Raw genomic sequence first — 17406 nt, 5'->3', positions numbered from 1 at the left:
GCAGGAGAGATGCTTCGGCAAGCTCAGCATGACATGTTCTTTTATGCTACTGTGGTTGAGTTTACTATCTGGCGCCGGTTAACCACCCCGGCGCTGCGCGCCACCCCTCCTTGAAAATAAGGAGGGGAGCTTCGTTCTATACTACTTTCACCTTGTCACGGAAGGCTTCATCGGTTACGCCGTACATCAACGTGATGAGCTTGCGGAAGCTGTCGTCGTCGGGCACCTTCTTTTCCTGGGTGTTCAGCGCATCCAGCAAATAGTTGCGGCTGATGCCCTTGTTGAAGAAGCCCGTTTCCACCGGCTTGCCGTTGATCATCATGTTGAAGTCGTCGGTGGCGAGGTTGAAGGGACGGAAAGCGCGGCGGTTCTGGCTTAGTTCGTTGAACCAGCCATCTACTCCGAAGTCGGGGTTGTGCAAGAACGCGTCGAGCTGCTTGAAGATGGGCTCGTTTTTCAGCGCGTACTGCAGGTTCAGGTTCTTGGCGTAGGGCGCGTCGTCGGAAGGCAGGTGCTGCTTGTGGTACTTGGTGAAGTACAGCAGCTGCGTAAGGTGCTGCGCCACCATATCCTTGGTTTCGGTGGGCAGGTGCTGAAACTGCACCTCGGCCGTGTCGCCTTCCAGGCCGTACTCGTGGAACAACGGACCCTGGCCGCTGCGCAGCTCCAGGCTGGTGTAGTGCATGAAGTCCACGATGCTCAGCGCGGCCAGCATCTCAATGATGTGGGCTTTGTTGCGCTGGCCCACGCCGCCGGGCTGGTTGTCGTAGGGCGTGTCGGGCGTGTCGGCCAGGTAGTAGAGCGCGTCGAGGCCCTGCAGGTGGTTTTCGTAGTAACCGAGGGCGGCCTTGGTTTTCGTCAGAAAGTTATTCGAGTCGATAACCTGCTGATCCTCGCTCTGGAGCGCGAAGTAGGGCATCACCGTAACGGCACCCGTCAGCGCGTCGCGCAGGTAGCGGGCGTTCGAGAGGCGGGTGTTGGGGTCCTTCAGGTTTTTGAGCAGCAGCGGGAAACCGGCCGCGCCGGTACCGCCGAAGATGCTCGAGACGAAGAACACCCGGTCGTCCTGCTGGAAGTTGTCGGCGAAGAAGCGCATCTCCGGCGACTCAGCCAGCTTGTTCAGCACGATGGAGCCCACGTTGGGCGAGCCGCGGAAACCGATGGTGAGCGGGCTTTCCAGGTTGTCGGTGGTAAACAGCGACTCCACCAGCGCCTTCGACTCCACGGGCAGCGAGTTGTAGCCTAGGTAGTCGCGGAAGCTCCGGTTGATGCCGCCAAAGTCGAACACGAAAGTGTCCTTCACCGAGCCGTTCACGTCCTGGCTGATGGACGAGAGCGTGCTGATGTCGGTCTTGAAGAAGCCTTCTTCGCGCGGCCCGAGGCGCTTGTAAATCTGCTGGTAGGTTTGCAGCAGCTGCACGGTGCGGTTCATGTCCGCGTTGTGCGCGTCGGGGTCGATGATGATGGGCACTACCTGCTGGCAGTTGGGCAACTCAATGCCCGAGGCCAGCAGCATCGTGAGCGAGCGGACCACCCGCGAGCCGGTGCCGCCGATGCCGAAAAGAAAGAGTTTAGCCATGAGGGGAGTAGTGAGTAGTTGGTAGTGGGTATTGAGACTTCAGTTCGATGCATTCCCATTGGAGAGAAACCGCATCGAACTACTCAATACCCAATACTCAATACTAGAAAGGCGTGGTGCTGGCGTTGACCGACAGCTTACGGAAGATGAGCGAGAGGATGAAGAAGAACACCGCCGCGTAGATGGCGTTGAGCAGCGCCAGCCAGTAGATGTAGGAGTGCGACTCCACATTCTGCCCGTTGGCCTGCGCAATAACGATGACAAAGGCAATCAGCGCATTCAGACCCAGAAAAAGCGCCCAGTGGCGCGGGCGGCTGAACGTGGCCACGCGCATGTAGCGGTTGATTACCAGATAGAACAGCACCAGCAAGGCCAGCGTGATGCCGATGTTCAGCAGACCGATGTTGGGGAAAATGACCTCGCGGTACACCGGCGTTTCAGACGATGGCTGGGGCAGGCCGATGACCTCGTAGAGGGCGCGGAAGAAGCTCTTCATGCGGGAGGGAACGGGTTAGTCGGGTTGGATGGAGAGAGAGACGCGGAGCACGTCGGCAGCATTCGTGCCAGTGTTGCGGCTGGCCAGCAGGCGCTGCAGGCCGTCGAGCTGGCGGTTGAGTGCAAACGTGTACGGGCCGGGCTTGCTGTCGTTGGCCGTCGACCACTGCTGCACCCAGGTGGGGCGAGCGGCGGGCAAGGCCAGCGTAAGGTCTTGCTTGCTGCGCGGCTTGGCCGTCACCCGGATGGTAGCAAAGTGGGTGTAAGCGGCTTCGGGGCCGCCGCTGCGGCGCGTGGCCTCGGTGGCGGCTTCTACTTTGGCCACCTTGGCTGTGGTGGTATTGCCGCGCAGGGCCAGGTTTTTCTGCAGGTACTCCGGCTTTTGGAACAGCTCGGGCAGTTGGGCTAAATCTAAGCCGACCACGAATTCAGCCGGCTCTTCGGCCGTGGCTTCTTCTACGGCCACGGCGTGGCCGCCTGCGCCGGCCTGCTTGCCGGCATCGGCCACAAACCAGGTGCCTTTGCGGTGGAAGCGGCTGAGCACCGAGCTGGGCACTTCGGCCGCGGCTAGGCCAAAGTGCGCCTGCTCGCCCCGTTGGTCTTTCATCAGAGTGGCATCGAACTGGCCCACCAACTCGGCGGGGCCGAGCACCCACATATAATACGGAATGGGCTGGGGGCAGCAGCCAGCCACTTTGCCCTTCATGGCCGGGTAGTAGGTGCCCTTAAAATCCGACTTGAAGGCGTACACCGATACGGCCAAATCCCGGCGGCTGTGGGCCAAGGCGTCGGCAATGTCGGTGTTGATGTAGGGCACGTCGCCGGGGTTCTGGGGCGAGTAGATGAAGTCGGAAATGATGACGCTGATGGCCTCGTCGGCGAGGTAGCGGTTGGCTACGGTGTCGAGAATGGCCGGAATGCTGGTGCTGGTGGCGGGCTGCCGAATGCCGCGCCGCACGGTTTCGCTCAGGGCGCGGTACGTGTCGGCAATGGGCCGGTCGGCAATGCGGAAGTAGCGGCGCTGCTGCACCCGCCCGTCGCGCTCCAGCCCCGACAGCCACTCCGATACCTGCTGCTGGAACTGCGTGGTTTGGGCATTGGCGCCGGCAGCGGGCATGAAGCCCTGCATGGAGCCCGATACCTCCAGAAACACGTTTACCTGCGGGAAGCTGGTGGCGCTGGCGGCCGTTTTGGCGGGGCCTGGCGCGGTGTTGCCCTTGGGCTTGGTGGCCGCGGCGGTCGGCTCGGGTTGCTCGGTTGCGGCGGGCGTGGTTTTGCCCGCGCCCTGTTCCGCCTCCATGTCGGAGCGCGAATAGCAGCCGGCGAGCAGCACGGCTAGGGCGGGCAAAACTTTGTAGAATGACAATGAAGAAAAGCGCATCGGGCCGAACATACGCACCGCCACGCGGCTGGTGCAAGTGCAACTACTCCCCTTGCCCGCGGCGGGTTGTGGGGCTGAACGACCAAATGAGGCGAAAATTTTGCAGTGCGGCCCTTTCGACTACTTTTTACGCAACGGCGGCCGAGTGAACCATCCAAAAAGACGGGGTGTTACGTAGCTCATCAAAAGATTATAAAACAACCTTTTATCACGCAATACCCCGCCCTGCGCCCCGCGTAAATCTTTCCCACAACCAAGCTCCACCGACCATGATGTATACCGTAAGCGACTTCGTGTGCGTGCAACATGACTGGAATATTGGCCTGCTGCGTCACCGCTGGAACGGCGTCGAGCGGTTCGCCGGCCTTAGCTTGTTCCAGAGCGTGCACGAGTCGTTGCTCGACATAGCCCGCAAGGAACAGGCCTGCTGCTGGCTGATTGAACTGGGCGCCGCGCCGCTGGCGGTAGAAGACCAGCTGTGGCTCGAAAACAAGTGGCTGCCCGAACTCGCCCAGACCGCCGTGCGCCGCCTCGCCATTGTGGCCGACGACGCCTACAACCTGATGGTACTGGAAGACCTGCTCGGCCAGCAGCACCCCGGCACCCAGCGCCACGTGCAGCTATTTGCCGATTCTACCACGGCCCTGGAGTGGCTCACGCAGTCGTCGGGCCATGCCCGGGCCATGCAGCAAGAGTGGGAGTGCGGCACGCAGCCGCTGGCCATCGGTGCCTGACTGCCCCCCGACCCCGAAACGTAAAACCGCGGCCCGTTTTCCTTACTGAAGGAAAACGGGCCACGGTTTTCTTAGGGTGTTTACCCCAAATTACTGCGCGGCGGTGTAGTCGATTTCGGTGTTGTCGCCAATGTTCAGGCTGTGGTTCAGGCCGCGAAACGAGGCGTCGGAGCCCACAATGCAGTCGTGCATCACGGCCGAACGCAGCTCCGAGTACGAGCCGATGATGCTGTTGCGCAGGATGCTGTCTTGCACAATGGTCCGTTCGCCGATGGCCACGTTCGGGCCGATGATGCTGTTGCTGATGGCGCAGTCGCGGGCAATGCTGACGGGCGGAATGATGACGGTGTTGGGGAAGTCGTAGGCGTCGGCCGGCTGCAGAAACTCGGGGCGGTTGAGTAAGCGGGCGTTGGCTTCGAGCAAGGTGTCTTTGCGGCCGCAGTCGAACCAGCCTTCCACCTGCCAGACGTTCATTTCGGCGCCTTGCTCCAGCATTACCATCAGCGCATCGGTGAGGTAAAACTCGTGTTGGGTGCGGCGGTCGTCCTCAATAATGCGCTCCAGCGCCGAGGCCAGCCAGGCGGGATTGTCGATGCGGTAGATACCCACCAGGGCGAAATTCGACTTGGGAATGCGCGGCTTTTCCACGGCCTTCACCACCCGGCCCTTGCCGTCCAGCTCCACCACCCCAAACGCCGACGGCGTTTTGACTTCTTTCACGGCCAGCACGGTGCCGGTGGCCTCCACCAGCTGGCGCAGGTCCATGTCCACAATCGTGTCGCCGAGCTGAATGAGAACGGGCTCCTGCTCGTGGCGGAACAGCTCGCGGGCCAGCCACAAGGCGTGCCCGATGCCTTCGCGCGGCTCCTGCACCACAAACTGGGCCTGCAAATCGGGGTAGCGCAGGCGCACGTACCGCTCGATTTTCTCGCCCAAATAACCCACGATGAACACAAAATCGCGGATGCCGGCGGCTATCAGCCGGTCGATGATGTGCCCCAGAATGGGCGTACCGGCTACCGGCACCAGCGACTTGGGCTGGGTGTGGGTGTGCGGCCGCAAACGCGAACCAATGCCGGCAACGGGGATGACAGCTTTCATAAACCGAGGAAGCAGCAGCTGGGTGAAGGCGCAAAATAGGCAATTCGCCCCGGGCTGCAGCAGCCAACAACCGCTCTGCCGCGAATTCGTACTTTGCACCGGGCCCAAGCTCCACTGCTGCCCTGCCGGCTGCGGTACACGCGCCCCAACGAATATAGCCGCCGGCCGTTAAGTACCGGGCCGCGCTTCGTCGCCCTCCTTCGTCTTCTCTCAACTCACCTCCTACCCTTCTCCCTCATTCTATGGTCACCACTCCTTCCCTCTCCATTTTCAAGCGCCTGCTGTTCTACGTAGTGGGCACGGTAGTGCTGCTTTCGCAGTCGTCGTGCGGATACAACACCATGAACGAGCTGGACCAGAAAGTGCAGGCGCAATGGGCCAACGTGCAGAACTCCTACCAGCGCCGCTCCGACCTGATTCCGAACCTGGTAAACACGGTGAAAGGCGCCGCCAACTTCGAGAAATCGACGCTGACGCAGGTGATAGAGGCGCGGGCCAAAGCCAGCAGCGTGCAACTTTCGGCCGACCAGCTCACGCCCGAAAACATCAAGCGTTTCCAGGAAGCCCAGTCGCAGGTAAGCGCCGGTTTGGGTCGGTTGCTGGCCGTGTCGGAAGCCTACCCCGACCTGAAAGCCAACGCCAACTTCCAGGAGTTGCAGGCCCAGATTGAAGGCACCGAAAACCGCATCAACGTGGAGCGCCAGAAGTTCAACGACGTGACCCGCGAGTACAACACCTACGTGCGCTCCTTCCCCAACAACCTGTTTGCGGGCATCTTCGGCTTCAAGCAGAAAGGCTACTTCGAGGCCGATGCGGCCGCTCAGAAAGCTCCCTCGGTCAACTTCGAATAGCGGATTGGTTAATGGCCCGAGGCGAGTTGCGCGGTTTTTGCGCAGCTCGCTTCATTCCCCACTTACCTGACAACCCGCATTTGCCTATGTATTCCCCCCTCACGGCCCAGCAAGAGCAGCTGCTGGTTGACGCCATTCGGCAGGCCGAGCTGGCCACCTCCGGCGAAATCCGGGTGCATCTGGAAGAAGAATGCCCCACTCCCGAACCCATCGACCGCGCCGCGCAGGTGTTTACCCAGCTGGGCATGCACCGCACCGCCCAGCGCAACGGCGTGTTGTTCTACGTAGCGTGGGCCACGCGCCAGTTTGCCGTCGTCGGCGACGCGGGTATCAACGCGGCCGTTTCGGACGATTTCTGGGAGCGAACCAAGGAGCTGGTGCTCGACTATTTCCGCCGGCAGGACTACGTAAAAGGGTTGCAGCAAGGCATTCAGCTGGCCGGCGAGCAGTTGCAGCGCTACTTTCCCTACGACGCCCAGACCGATAAAAACGAGCTGGACGACACCATTTCCTACGGCGACGCCAAACCGCCGCGCGCATGAGAAATTCCCTACTGCGGCTATTGCACTGGGCTCCGCTGCTCGGCTTGCTGCTGTGGCTGGCCACGGCCGCCCACGCGCAGGACGTACCGCCGCGCCCTTCGCCGCCGCGCCTCGTCAACGACCTGGCGGGCATGTTTTCGGGCGCCGAAGCCCAAGCCTTGGAGCAAAAGCTGCTGGCCTACAACGACAGTACCTCTTCGCAGCTGGCGGTGGTAACGGTAAATACCCTCGGCGGCGACGAAATTGCCAACTACGCCCAGCGGCTGTTTGAAAGCTGGGGCATTGGGCAGAAAGACAAGAACAACGGCGTGCTGATTCTGGTGGCCAAAGAAGAGCGAAAGGTCACCATCCATACCGGCTACGGCATGGAAGGCGCCATCCCCGACGCGCTGGCCAAACGCATCATCACCAACAACATCGTTCCTGCTTTCAAAGCCGGCCAGTACTACCAAGGCATCAACGACGCCGTGGACCGCCTGATTGCGCTGGCTGCCGGCGAGTACCAAGCCGAACCGCGCGCCCAGGGCACCTACGACGAAGACCGGGGCGGTGGCGGCTTCATGTTTTGGGTGGTTTTGGCCATCCTGATCCTGTTCATTATTCTGCGCAGCCGCGGAGGCGGGCCCGGCGGTGGCCGGCGCAACCGCGGTTTTGGCGGCGGCTTCTTCCCGCCTGTCATCTTCGGTGGCGGCTTTGGCGGGGGCGGTTTCGGTGGCGGAGGTGGCTTTGGCGGCGGAGGTGGCGGCGGCTTCGGGGGCTTCGGCGGCGGCTCGTCGGGCGGCGGCGGCGCCTCGGGCAGCTGGTAAAGGTGCTCGAAATCAGCGAAGACACGGAAGTCCTTTTCAGCTATGAACTTTACGCAACGGGCCCCGGCACTTAGTGCCGGGGCCCGTTGCGCTTTCACTGGACTTATCTAGGGAATAGCGTACGGATGCAGCTACCGCTCCCTCCGGGCACAAGCATTAATGGTCGCTTTTCACCCCGGCCCTAATAGCCACGGGCAGGCGGTTTTCGGCGGGCGGCACGGGGCAGGAATACTGCGAGCTGTAGGCACAGTACGGGTTGTAGGCCCGGTTGAAATCCAGCCACAGTACATTGCCTTTGGGCACCCGCAAATCGAGGTAGCGCCCGCCGCCGTACGATTCATGGCCGTTGGTGAGGTCGGTGAAGGGCACAAACAGGTAGTCTTCGTAATGGGCTTGTTGCTTGAGGTCGAGGCTTTCGTAGGCCACCAAATGCAGCTTCTGCCCTTGCAGCGTGAAATACAAGTCGCCAAACTTGCGGTAAAGCGGCTGCCGGGCGGTACTGGTTTTCATGGCAAATGGCACGGCGGTGGAGTCACGCACCAGCCGGGCTTCGGTGTAATAGGCGAAATCGGGCGCGAAAAAAGGCAACCCCTGGAAGGTGGGCTGCGCCGCTGCCGGCAGTGGCGACTGCGCCGGGTCACGGAATTCGGCGTTTAGCTGCTGCTGGTAACTGAGTATCGATTGGTGATGCGCGGCTGCCGTGAGACGGGCGGGTTCCTGCGCTTGGGCCATCGTCACCAGCAGCAGCAGGCACGCTAGTAGAAAATATTTGTTCATGCCGCAAATTACTCCGGCGGTTGCGGAGTGCTGTCACTTGCGTCGGCTGGCGGCACCTGTTGGTACACCGGCAGCTCGTAGAACGGCCGCAGCAGCCGGATTACGTCCAGTGCGTCGGCTACGGCCTGGTGGGCCACGGTGTGGTCGGGGAAGTGGGCGCGGGCCTTGCAGATGCTCATGGTGGGCAGACGTGAGTCTTTGCGCCAGTTCAGGTAGAAGGCAGCCGGATCGAGCAGGGCGGGCTCGGCCCGCACCAACGTGCCCCAGCCGGGCAACTGCCGCAGAAACAGCAAATCGAACGAGCCGATGTTTTTGCCCGCCAGCGTGACGGCCACACGGTCTTTCTTGTCGGGCTTGAACCCCTGGCTCAGCAGCCAGTCGCGTAGCTGCGGCACCAGCTCGGTGGCCGAGCAGACGTCAGGTTGGTCGGCCGGGGCGTCGGCTAGCTCCTGCAGCAGGTCCGCGTTCAGGGCCAGGGCGCCGGCCGTGCCCACGTACTCCGGGTGGCGCACGGCCCGCCGAAACGTGGGCAGCTCGGCCAGCGGCCGCAGGTGCTTGGTGTCTTCTAGTACGGCCGCCAACTCGATAATCTGGTGGCGTTCGGGCTGGTTGCCCGTCATTTCAAGGTCGAGAGAAACGTAGCGCATCGGATACCGGCATACGCAAACACGCCCCGGCAGGCTCACGCTGAGCTTGCCGGGGCGTGTTTAGTAAGTTCGGAAGGCCGGGGTTACTCTATCACCACGCGGCGCGTAACTGGTCCTTCGGTGTAGTTGACCCGCAACAGGTACACACCGGTGGTCAGCCCTTGGAGCGGCAGCGCCATGCGGGCGGCGGGGTTCGTCCAGGTGCGCACCACCCGGCCGGTGGCATCCAGCAGGCTGATGCCGCGCGCCGTAGCGGCCGCGTCGAGCTGCACTTGCAGCTCGGTGTGAGCCGGCACGGGCCAGGCGGCCGTGCGCGTGGCCAGCTGCTTTGGCGTGACGCGCAGCACATCGGTAGCCGTCAGCCGCACCAGGTTCCAGGGGCCGAAGCCCCCGGGCTGCAGGTCGACGCCCGCCAGCAGCAGCTTGCCGTCGGGCTGGATAGCCAAGGTCGCCCCGTCGCCCAGCACGTCGTCGGAAAAACCAGCATCGATCTGTCCATTGCCCAACAGGCGGCGCACGGCCGCGTAGCCCAAACCTTGGTACAAAGAGCCCACCAGCAAAATACGGCCGTTGGGCTGCACCACCAGGCGAACCACATAGTCGTTGATGGTTACGCCCGAAGTATCAAACGTTGGGTCGGCGCTAGCGCCTGATGCCAGGTACCGGGCTATGGTGTAGCTATTTGTTGTGTAATTAAACATCACTGCCAAGGCCCGGCCCTGCGCATCAACGGCAAAGGCATCGGCATACACGGTGGTGCCCAGCGCGACTTCGGTGTACGAGGGGTCGGTGGTGCCATTGGCAAGCAGGCGTACCACTTTACTGTTGTCGTTGAAGTCGGTTAAATAGGCCAGCACGCGGCCGTCGGGCAGCCACTCGTATTGGCCCACATTGTCGGGGCGCGTGAACAGGAAGCTATTGTCGGGCTGGCCGTTGGGCTGCAGGCGGTACAGGCCCGACGACGCCCCGGCGTTCAGCAGCGTGCCGCTGACGAGGAGCGCACCGGCCGCATTTACCCGGAAATCATACACATATTCGTTGCCGTTGCTTCGCCGCTGAAAATCGAACGTTGCGTCCAACTGACCGGTGGGCAGCAGCCGAATCAGCGGGCGACACGTGGTGTTGATGCTGTTACGCGAGAACTGGCCCGCCGCCAGCACCCCGCCACCGCCGCCCGGCTGCCAGGCCACTTGGTTTACCTGGTCATTGACGGCGGCACGGCGGGTAAAGGCCGTATCGAGGGTGCCATCGGTGAGCAGGCGGGCTAGGTTAGCAACGGGCCGGCCTTGCAACCGCGAAAACAGGCCCCCAATAAGGATGCGGCCATCGGGCTGCACCGCCACCGCGCGCACGTCGCCGTGCCGCATCACGTCGGGCACCCACGTGCTGCTCAGGCTGCCGTTGGTTTCCAGCAGCAACGTGCGGCGCGCATCGGTAAGCCGAAAATTGGGGTACACAATGGAGGTAAAAGCCACCAGCACGCGGCCGTCGGCCTGGACGGCCATTGAAATTACGTCGTTGTTGACGTCCGGCGGCAGCGACACCAGAAACGAGGGGTCGGCGGCCCCATTGGGAAACAAACGACGCACCCCCGGCCCCGTAGTGGAACTGCGGAAAGGCACGAGCAGTGTTCCGTCGGGCTGCAACAGCAACTGGGCGGGTACGGCCCCGGAGGAAGCGCTGAGCAGGTATTGGGGGGTAAACGCGTTGTCGGCAGCGCCGGAGGGCAGCAGCCGTTGCACTTCGGTGTCGCTTTGCGCTACTATTTTACCATCGGGCTGCACCACCACGCCCCGGATGCGCACCGCCTGAGCGCCCGGCCACACCGGCTGAAAAGCCGGGTCGGGGGCGCCGCTGGGCAGCAGCCGCACCGGCCCGCGCACCGGCACACCGCCCACCGAGGCGATGTTGCCGCCTACCAGCACCTTGCCGTCGGGCTGCAGGGCCAGGCTTTGCAGGCGCACCGTGCCGTTGCCAGCAAATACCGGTGCCGTGAAGGACGGGTCGACGCTGCCATCGGTGAGCAGCCGCACCAGCCGGTTCGCCGGCTGCCCGTTGAAGGTGGTGAAGAACCCACCCACCAGCAGTTTCCCATCGGGCTGCTCGGCTACCACCAGAGACGACGAGGAATTGGTGCCGTTGCCGGCGTTGAAGTTGCCGTCTAGCGTACCATCTGCGTTCAGGCGCGTTAGGGTGCGGCGGGTCACGCCTCCGGCATTGGTGGAGCCGCCCACCACCATCAGCTGCCCGTTGCGGAGCGGAATGGTTTGGGAAGGAAACCAGCTGTAGCCGCTGACGGTGGCCATAAACGCCTGGTCCAGCGTACCGTCGGCGTTGTAGCGCACCACGCGGTTGGCTGTCTGGCCCTCGGCTTCGGCAATGATACCGGTCAGCAGACGCTTGCCATCGGCCTGCACCGCCACGTGCGTGAGGGCAGCGGGCGCCAGCACATCGGGCGGAGTAAAGGTCTGGTCGATCTGCTGGGCCTGGACGGGTGCCAGCCCGGTTAGGCAGAGGGCCGCCCACACAGCGGCGCGGCGTAGAAATACACGCATATATCGTTGAAAAAGGTGAGCAATACTCTTGATGGGAGCCCCTGTTCGCGGCCAGGGTTGCACGTCCTCCCAGGGTTTGTTCGCCTGTTACGCAGCGCGCATTAGGGTCCGATAGGGTGTGATGCGATGAACAGGACGAATACAACGGTCGAAAGCTTCGTCGAAAATAGTGGGTGAAAATGGATTGGCGGTAAGTAATGTCACAGCTACGCCGCGGGAGTGGCTTAACTGGAATTCGGGTCGGCGGCCAGCAAACGGCCAAAGCCGTAGCAGACCAATCTCTCCGCCGCCTCACCAGATGCACCCTCGTTCGGCCCGCTTGCGTACTTTCGCTCACTATGTCCGACGCCCCGAAAAAACTCTTCCTGCTCGACGCCTTCGCGCTGATATACCGCTCGCACTTCGCCTTCAGCAAGAACCCGCGCATCAACTCCAAGGGCCTCAACACGGGGGCCATCCTGGGCTTCACCAACACCTTGGTGGAAGTGCTGCAAAAGGAGAAGCCCACCCACCTGGGCGTGGCCTTCGACGCGGCCAAGAAAACCTTCCGCCATGACCAGTTTGCCGACTACAAGGCCCACCGCCAAGCCATGCCCGAAGACATTGGCGTGGCCATTCCCTACATCAAGCAAATCATCAAAGCCTTCCACATTCCCATTCTCAAAGTCGATGGGTTTGAGGCCGACGACGTCATCGGTACTCTGGCCCAGCAGGCTGAGCGCGAGGGGTTCGAGGTGTTTATGATGACGCCCGACAAAGACTACTGCCAGCTCGTGACGGACCGCATCAAGCAGTACCGCCCGGCCTTTATGGGCAACGCCGCCGAGGTCTACGACGTGGCCCGCGTGCAGGAAAAATTCGGCGTGGAGCGCGTGGAGCAGGTTATCGACATTCTGGGGCTGATGGGCGACGCTTCCGACAACATTCCCGGCATTCCGGGTATTGGTGAGAAAACGGCCCGGGCGCTGGTGCAGCAGTTCGGCTCGGTCGAAAACCTGATTGCCAACGTCGACCAGCTCAAGGGTAAGCAACAAGAAAACGTGCGCAACTTCGCCCAGCAGGGGCTGATGAGCAAGGAGCTGGCCACCATTCATACCTCGGTACCCATTGCCTTTGAGCCCGACAAGCTCGTGGTCGACAAGCCCGACGAGAAGGAGTTGACCGTCCTGTTCGACGAGTTGGAGTTCCGTCAGCTGGCCGCCCGCATCCTCAGCGACGCCGGCGCCCGCAGCGGCGGCGCTACCACCGGCGGCGCCGGCGGCACCCGCGGAGCGCGGCGCCCCAAAATTGCCACCGCCGGCCCCAGCCTGTTCGACTCGGCCGATGCTGCCGTGGCCAACGCCGCCGAAGGCGCCGACTTCGACGACATCGAGTTGGAGTCGCCGCAGCACAGTGGCCCGCGCCGCACCATCGACGATGTGGAGCACCAGTACCACTTCGTGGATGCGCCAGGGGCGCGCAAGAGCTTGCTACAGTTCCTGCTCAAGCAAAAGGAAGTGAGTTTCGATACCGAAACCACCGGCCTCGACACCATGACGGCCCGCCTCGTAGGCCTCTCGTTCTGCTGGCGCGTGGGCGAGGCCTACTACGTACCCGTGCCCTCGGGCCCCGATGACCGGGAAGCCGCCCAGGCCATCGTCGACGAGTTCCGGCCGTTTTTCGACGCCGAACACATTGCCAAAGTCGGCCAGAACATCAAGTACGACCTCACCATCCTCAAGCACTACGGCGTGAGCATGCGCGGGCGCCTCTTCGATACCATGCTGGCCCACTACCTGCTGGAGCCCGACATGCGCCACTCGATGGACGTGCTGGCCGAAACCTACCTGCATTACACGCCCATCAGCATTCTGGAGCTCATTGGGCCGAAGGGCAAAAACCAGAAAACCATGGCCGACATTCCGCCGGCCGAAGTATCGGACTACGCCTGCGAAGATGCCGACGTGACCCTGCAGCTCAAGCACGTGTTTGAGCCGCGCCTGGAAGCCCAGGGCCTGTTGCCGCTGCTCAACGACGTGGAAAACCCCTTGGTGCCGGTGCTGGCCGACATCGAGTACGAAGGCGTGCGCATCGACGCCTCGGCCCTGGCCGACTATTCCGTGACCCTGCAGGGCTACATCAAGGAAGTGGAGGAGCAGATTTTCAAGGTGGCCGGGGAGCCGTTCAACATCGGCTCACCCAAGCAACTGGGCGAGGTACTGTTCGACAAGCTGCAAATCGGCGGGAAGCCCAAGAAAACCAAGACCGGGCAATACGCTACCGGCGAGGAAATTCTGAGCGTGCTGGCCGCCGAGCACCCCATTGCGGCGATGATTCTGGAGCACCGCCAGCTCACCAAGCTCAAGAGCACCTACGTGGACGCTTTGCCGCAGTTGGTGTGCGAGCTGGACGGCCGCATTCACACCTCGTTCAACCAAGCCGTAACGGCCACGGGGCGCCTCTCCAGTACCAACCCCAACCTGCAGAACATTCCCATTCGCACCGAGAAGGGCCGCGAAATCCGCCGCGCTTTCGTGCCCCGCGACCAGGACCACATTCTCGTAGCGGCCGACTACTCGCAGATCGAGCTGCGCATCATGGCCTCGTTCTCGCAGGACCCCACCATGATTGAGTCGTTCCGGCAGGGCATCGACATCCACACCAGCACGGCCAGCAAAATCTTCAACGTGCCGCTGGAGCAAGTGGACTCGGACATGCGCCGCAAGGCCAAAACGGCCAACTTCGGCATCATCTACGGCATTTCGGCCTTCGGGCTGGCCCAGCGCCTGAGTATCAACCGTAAAGAGGCTACCGACCTGATTGAAGCCTACTTCGCGGAATTCCCGGCCGTAAAGCAGTACATGGACGAAAGCATCCGCAAGGCCCGCGACCTAGAATACGCCGAGACGCTGCTGGGCCGCCGCCGCTACCTGCGCGACATCAACTCGCGCAACGCCACGCTGCGCGGCTACACCGAGCGCAACGCCATCAACGCACCCATCCAGGGCACCGCAGCCGACATCATTAAGGTGGCCATGATCCGCATTCACGACTGGCTGGTGCAGGAAAAGCTGGGTACCCGCATGATCCTGCAGGTGCACGACGAATTGGTGTTCGACGCACCCAAAGAAGAAGTTGAGCTGATTCAGCCGCGTATTCGGGAGCTGATGATCAACGCCCTGCCGCTGCAAGTGCCTATGGAAGTGGAAATTGGCACCGGCGCGAACTGGCTACAGGCGCACTAACGGAGCGACGACGTCCGCTTGGTTTTAAACGCAAAACGCGTGTACCGCACCAGCAGCACACGCGTTTTGCGTTTAGTCAGTACTTAGAACGAGCCGTAGCTCAACTCGGTCACGTAAGTGATGTTCGATTGCGTGATGCTGTGTTTCAGCTTCAGCGTGCTGCCGCTCAGTTCAACGATGTCGAACGTAATACCCGAGGTGTTACCCTGCTCTCTTATCGTTAGCTTGGTTTCGTCGCTGTTGAAGTCCCACGCGCCCGTTTCGGTTTGGGGGTCGGCGGTGCTGCACTTGCTGCCGCCTTCGTTGAACTCCAACTTCTTGTCGGTCATGAATTTCACGAAGTCGTCTTTCTCGCAAGCCTGGTAGCCGGCGTAGTTGTCGTCGGTGCTGCTTTGCGTGCCAACGGTCGTGGTTTGCTTGTCGGCGGTAACGCGCCAGCTTTTGGCCGTCAGCAACTCGGTTTTAGACTTCTTGTCGTCGTCTTTTTTGCAAGCGGTAAACGTGCAGGCAAGAGCCAGCGTAGCGAGTAGAGCTACTTTTTTCATGTGGGGTGAAGGGGAAGGGTGGAATAGAAAACTACAGACTAGAAGAAATGCCTTGTGCTTAAAAACGAGCCCATTGCTAATTGCGCACTAATCTGCCGATCAAAGCTAGGCAATATTCTATAGCCGCAAAATGCAGTGCACCTAAAAAATTTATGGCTTTGGCTTTCCACCGCAGTCCTGCATTTTGTCCGCCGCTTTTGGCGAAATGACGTGCTGGCGCTTATTCCTTTTCCAGCTTCACTGTAGTGGTGCGCACCGCGCCGCTACTGAGGGTAATCTGCCAGCTTAGGGTCAGGCGTGCTTCGCTGAGCTCTATTACTTGCCACTTGTTGCGCAGCACCAGCCCGTCCCCGGCAACGCCTGACACCGTAAGCGAATCGAAGGCACTAACGGCCTTCCACGCCCCTTGGGCTGTTGGGCCGGCGGTTTCGTTGGAGCAGCGGCTACTACCCCGTTCTTCTACATAGAGTCCATCGGAGGCAAAGCGAAACCGGTCATCTTTGTCGCAAGCCTCACTCATCTCCACGGCTGCCTGTCCGGTGGTTTCGCTGCTGTAGCTGGTCATGGCCCAAGTATTCCCCGTTAGCAATTCCCGTTTCTGGTTTTCAGGATCTTCGGCTTTAGAACAAGCCGCCACTAGCCCACCGGCTAGCAGCAAACAAAGTATAGAGGTGTTTTCATGCGTACAAGGATTTGTTAAAAAGGGGGTTGCCGTTGCCATACAGCCAACTGAGCCGACCAGAAAAACCGAGCTTTAGCTGCCGTCGGTGTCGGTGCTATTCGGGCGCAGAAGAAAGAAACGATGGAGCGGTTGGTGCCGTAAGCGAGTCTCAGCGTTGAGCCACGCCGCCGTCGAGCTGCGAATCAATGAGTTGCGCGAAATAGGCGTAGGGCTTGGTGCCCATCGTGAGCTGGCCGTTGACGATGATGGCGGGCGTACCCTGAATACCCGCCGACGTGGCCTCGATGATGCTGTTTTCGATGGGCTTGATGTACCGGTGCTCGGCCATGCACTGGCCGTATTTCTGGGTATCCAACTGGGCCGAGGCTGCCCACTGGGTGAAGAATTCCAGCCCAAACTTGCCTTGGTTGGCAAATAAGTAATCGTGCATGTTCCAGAACCGGCCTTGCTCGTGGGCGCAGGAAGCAGCTTCGGCGGCCATCAGGGCGTTTTTGTGCATGGGCAGCGGCAGGTCTTTGAAGATGATCTTGAGCTTGCCCTTGTCCACGTACTCACTCTTGAGCTTGGGCAGAATGCGCTGCGCAAATTCCCGGCAGTAGTCGCATTCGAAATCCGACAGTATCGTCATGACGACCTTCGCGTCTTTCACGCCCATGTAAGGCAGCTCGTCGCCGAGGCTCACCTTGATTTTGTTCCCCGGTCCGGCTGAGCCCGATTGCATAAACAGGGTTAGCGTGCGGTTCAGGTCGGCCAGGCCGGCATTGACTTGGTAGATGGAGTAGAGCAATACCAGCAGCAGCACGGCTTGCGCAATACCGAGGCTGATGAGCAGCCAGTTTTTTCCAGAATGCTGTGTCAAAACGCGAAGAGTTGAAAGGAGCGGACGCACCAGGCGTCCGGCAGGCAATTACCTGCGGCGCAGGCCTCGCCGCCGGACTCCCAACGGCAAGGCCTGCGCCGCAGTGCTTTTAGTAACAGTAGCTGCAGTTGGGCACCCCGGCCACTTTGATGTCTTGGTAGTACTGGCATACCGCCTTCACCTGGGGGCTCGTCACCGACATGCCTTGCGTGCAGCGGTAAGTGTAGGCTGCGCCGCAGTATGCATTCAGTTGCGCGTCGCTGGAGGGACTCACGTACGAACCCGAGCACGTGCCGCTGCCTCCGCCGCCACTACCGCTGGTGCTGTTGCCCCATTTGCCGTACTTACCAGGGGTGGTGTTGGAGGTCGACGAGTAAGACCAGTTCATACCGCCATTGTAGCTATATCCCAGCTCTTTGCAGCTTTTGTCCTCGTAAAACTCCTCGTAGTAGTCGGTTTCGGTCTTGTCGCACGAGCCTTCGGCGGTGTTTTCGTTGCACTGGTACAGAATCGCGCCTTGGTAGTTCTTGATCCTCCGTTCGCAGGTGCCTTCTTTTTCGCAGGAAAACAGCAGCAGGGATGTTGCGCATACCAGCAGAGAAAGTAGTTGTTTCATCATGGGCTACGG

The 17406-nt window shown here is 61.2% G+C and carries 16 protein-coding genes; 5 read left to right on the top strand and 11 right to left on the bottom strand.

The window, feature by feature from the left end:
* Positions 1-136: 136 nt before the first annotated feature.
* The 3 genes from F0P96_RS14435 to F0P96_RS14425 form a co-directional block, all read right to left on the bottom strand.
* Positions 137-1579 carry a hypothetical protein gene (locus tag F0P96_RS14435; protein WP_151079616.1) on the bottom strand — a complete coding sequence of 481 codons (1443 nt, stop codon included), beginning with the start codon at positions 1577-1579 and terminating at the stop codon, positions 137-139.
* A gap of 103 nt (positions 1580-1682) precedes the next feature.
* The gene (locus F0P96_RS14430) at positions 1683-2075 is read right to left on the bottom strand and encodes a hypothetical protein (RefSeq protein WP_151079615.1); all 393 of its coding nucleotides are present in this window, start codon (positions 2073-2075) and stop codon (positions 1683-1685) included.
* A 15-nt stretch (positions 2076-2090) separates the two neighbouring features.
* Positions 2091-3440, bottom strand: a complete 1350-nt coding sequence (locus F0P96_RS14425) for a hypothetical protein (protein ID WP_167291213.1) — start codon at positions 3438-3440, stop codon at positions 2091-2093.
* 284 nt (positions 3441-3724) lie between these two features.
* On the opposite strand from F0P96_RS14425, the gene F0P96_RS14420 reads away from it, so the two are divergent.
* The gene (locus F0P96_RS14420) at positions 3725-4189 is read left to right on the top strand and encodes a hypothetical protein (RefSeq protein ID WP_151079613.1); all 465 of its coding nucleotides are present in this window, start codon (positions 3725-3727) and stop codon (positions 4187-4189) included.
* Positions 4190-4279: 90 nt separating this feature from the next.
* On the opposite strand, the gene F0P96_RS14415 is transcribed toward F0P96_RS14420, so the two are convergent.
* Positions 4280-5290 (bottom strand): sugar phosphate nucleotidyltransferase, encoded by a 1011-nt coding sequence (locus F0P96_RS14415; RefSeq protein ID WP_151079612.1) that lies wholly within the window; start codon positions 5288-5290, stop codon positions 4280-4282.
* A gap of 242 nt (positions 5291-5532) precedes the next feature.
* Here F0P96_RS14415 and F0P96_RS14410 point away from each other — a divergent pair, with 242 nt between their 5' ends.
* From F0P96_RS14410 to F0P96_RS14400, 3 genes are all read left to right on the top strand, one after another.
* Entirely contained in the window at positions 5533-6141 is a 609-nt protein-coding gene (locus tag F0P96_RS14410; RefSeq protein WP_151079611.1) for a LemA family protein, read from the top strand.
* 86 nt (positions 6142-6227) lie between these two features.
* Positions 6228-6683: a TPM domain-containing protein gene (locus F0P96_RS14405; protein ID WP_151079610.1), complete on the top strand. Its 456-nt coding sequence runs from the start codon at positions 6228-6230 to the stop codon at positions 6681-6683.
* Positions 6680-7489, top strand: a complete 810-nt coding sequence (locus F0P96_RS14400) for a TPM domain-containing protein (protein WP_151079609.1) — start codon at positions 6680-6682, stop codon at positions 7487-7489. The genes F0P96_RS14405 and F0P96_RS14400 overlap by 4 nt, the downstream gene beginning before the upstream one ends.
* Before the next feature lie 156 nt (positions 7490-7645).
* Here F0P96_RS14400 and F0P96_RS14395 read toward each other — a convergent pair whose 3' ends face one another.
* The 3 genes from F0P96_RS14395 to F0P96_RS14385 form a co-directional block, all read right to left on the bottom strand.
* Positions 7646-8266, bottom strand: a complete 621-nt coding sequence (locus F0P96_RS14395) for a DUF1684 domain-containing protein (protein ID WP_151079608.1) — start codon at positions 8264-8266, stop codon at positions 7646-7648.
* An 8-nt stretch (positions 8267-8274) separates the two neighbouring features.
* Positions 8275-8913 carry a 3'-5' exonuclease family protein gene (locus tag F0P96_RS14390; protein WP_151079607.1) on the bottom strand — a complete coding sequence of 213 codons (639 nt, stop codon included), beginning with the start codon at positions 8911-8913 and terminating at the stop codon, positions 8275-8277.
* Between the two features lie 83 nt (positions 8914-8996).
* A complete protein-coding gene (locus F0P96_RS14385; RefSeq protein WP_151079606.1) occupies positions 8997-11468 on the bottom strand; it encodes a T9SS type A sorting domain-containing protein in 2472 nt (823 codons plus the stop codon).
* A 338-nt stretch (positions 11469-11806) separates the two neighbouring features.
* On the opposite strand from F0P96_RS14385, the gene polA reads away from it, so the two are divergent.
* Positions 11807-14692, top strand: coding sequence for a DNA polymerase I (gene polA / locus F0P96_RS14380; RefSeq protein ID WP_151079605.1), 2886 nt, complete (start codon positions 11807-11809; stop codon positions 14690-14692).
* 83 nt (positions 14693-14775) lie between these two features.
* Here polA and F0P96_RS14375 read toward each other — a convergent pair whose 3' ends face one another.
* From F0P96_RS14375 to F0P96_RS14360, 4 genes are all read right to left on the bottom strand, one after another.
* Positions 14776-15237, bottom strand: a complete 462-nt coding sequence (locus F0P96_RS14375) for a hypothetical protein (RefSeq protein WP_151079604.1) — start codon at positions 15235-15237, stop codon at positions 14776-14778.
* Between the two features lie 220 nt (positions 15238-15457).
* A complete protein-coding gene (locus F0P96_RS14370) occupies positions 15458-15802 on the bottom strand; it encodes a hypothetical protein (RefSeq protein WP_151079603.1) in 345 nt (114 codons plus the stop codon).
* 265 nt (positions 15803-16067) lie between these two features.
* Complete coding sequence (locus tag F0P96_RS14365) at positions 16068-16778, bottom strand: DsbA family protein (RefSeq protein WP_151079602.1); 711 nt, start codon at positions 16776-16778, stop codon at positions 16068-16070.
* A gap of 109 nt (positions 16779-16887) precedes the next feature.
* On the bottom strand, positions 16888-17397 hold the full coding sequence (locus F0P96_RS14360) for a hypothetical protein (protein ID WP_151079601.1): 510 nt from the start codon (positions 17395-17397) through the stop codon (positions 16888-16890).
* Positions 17398-17406: the final 9 nt, after the last annotated feature.

This window comes from Hymenobacter busanensis (assembly GCF_008727865.1).
GTDB lineage: Bacteria > Bacteroidota > Bacteroidia > Cytophagales > Hymenobacteraceae > Solirubrum > Solirubrum busanense.
The sequence above is the reverse complement of the archived record's forward strand: the minus strand, read 5'-3'. Positions and strand labels throughout refer to the sequence as shown.

Coding starts and splice junctions, on each gene's coding strand:
- polA (WP_151079605.1), top strand. CDS start 11,807: ATGTCCGACGCCCCGAAAAAACTCTTCCTGCTCGACGCCTTCGCGCTG.
- F0P96_RS14420 (WP_151079613.1), top strand. CDS start 3,725: ATGATGTATACCGTAAGCGACTTCGTGTGCGTGCAACATGACTGGAAT.
- F0P96_RS14375 (WP_151079604.1), bottom strand. CDS start 15,237: ATGAAAAAAGTAGCTCTACTCGCTACGCTGGCTCTTGCCTGCACGTTT.
- F0P96_RS14390 (WP_151079607.1), bottom strand. CDS start 8,913: ATGCGCTACGTTTCTCTCGACCTTGAAATGACGGGCAACCAGCCCGAA.
- F0P96_RS14370 (WP_151079603.1), bottom strand. CDS start 15,802: ATGACCAGCTACAGCAGCGAAACCACCGGACAGGCAGCCGTGGAGATG.
- F0P96_RS14400 (WP_151079609.1), top strand. CDS start 6,680: ATGAGAAATTCCCTACTGCGGCTATTGCACTGGGCTCCGCTGCTCGGC.
- F0P96_RS14395 (WP_151079608.1), bottom strand. CDS start 8,266: ATGAACAAATATTTTCTACTAGCGTGCCTGCTGCTGCTGGTGACGATG.
- F0P96_RS14385 (WP_151079606.1), bottom strand. CDS start 11,468: ATGCGTGTATTTCTACGCCGCGCCGCTGTGTGGGCGGCCCTCTGCCTA.
- F0P96_RS14405 (WP_151079610.1), top strand. CDS start 6,228: ATGTATTCCCCCCTCACGGCCCAGCAAGAGCAGCTGCTGGTTGACGCC.
- F0P96_RS14435 (WP_151079616.1), bottom strand. CDS start 1,579: ATGGCTAAACTCTTTCTTTTCGGCATCGGCGGCACCGGCTCGCGGGTG.
- F0P96_RS14360 (WP_151079601.1), bottom strand. CDS start 17,397: ATGATGAAACAACTACTTTCTCTGCTGGTATGCGCAACATCCCTGCTG.
- F0P96_RS14415 (WP_151079612.1), bottom strand. CDS start 5,290: ATGAAAGCTGTCATCCCCGTTGCCGGCATTGGTTCGCGTTTGCGGCCG.
- F0P96_RS14410 (WP_151079611.1), top strand. CDS start 5,533: ATGGTCACCACTCCTTCCCTCTCCATTTTCAAGCGCCTGCTGTTCTAC.
- F0P96_RS14430 (WP_151079615.1), bottom strand. CDS start 2,075: ATGAAGAGCTTCTTCCGCGCCCTCTACGAGGTCATCGGCCTGCCCCAG.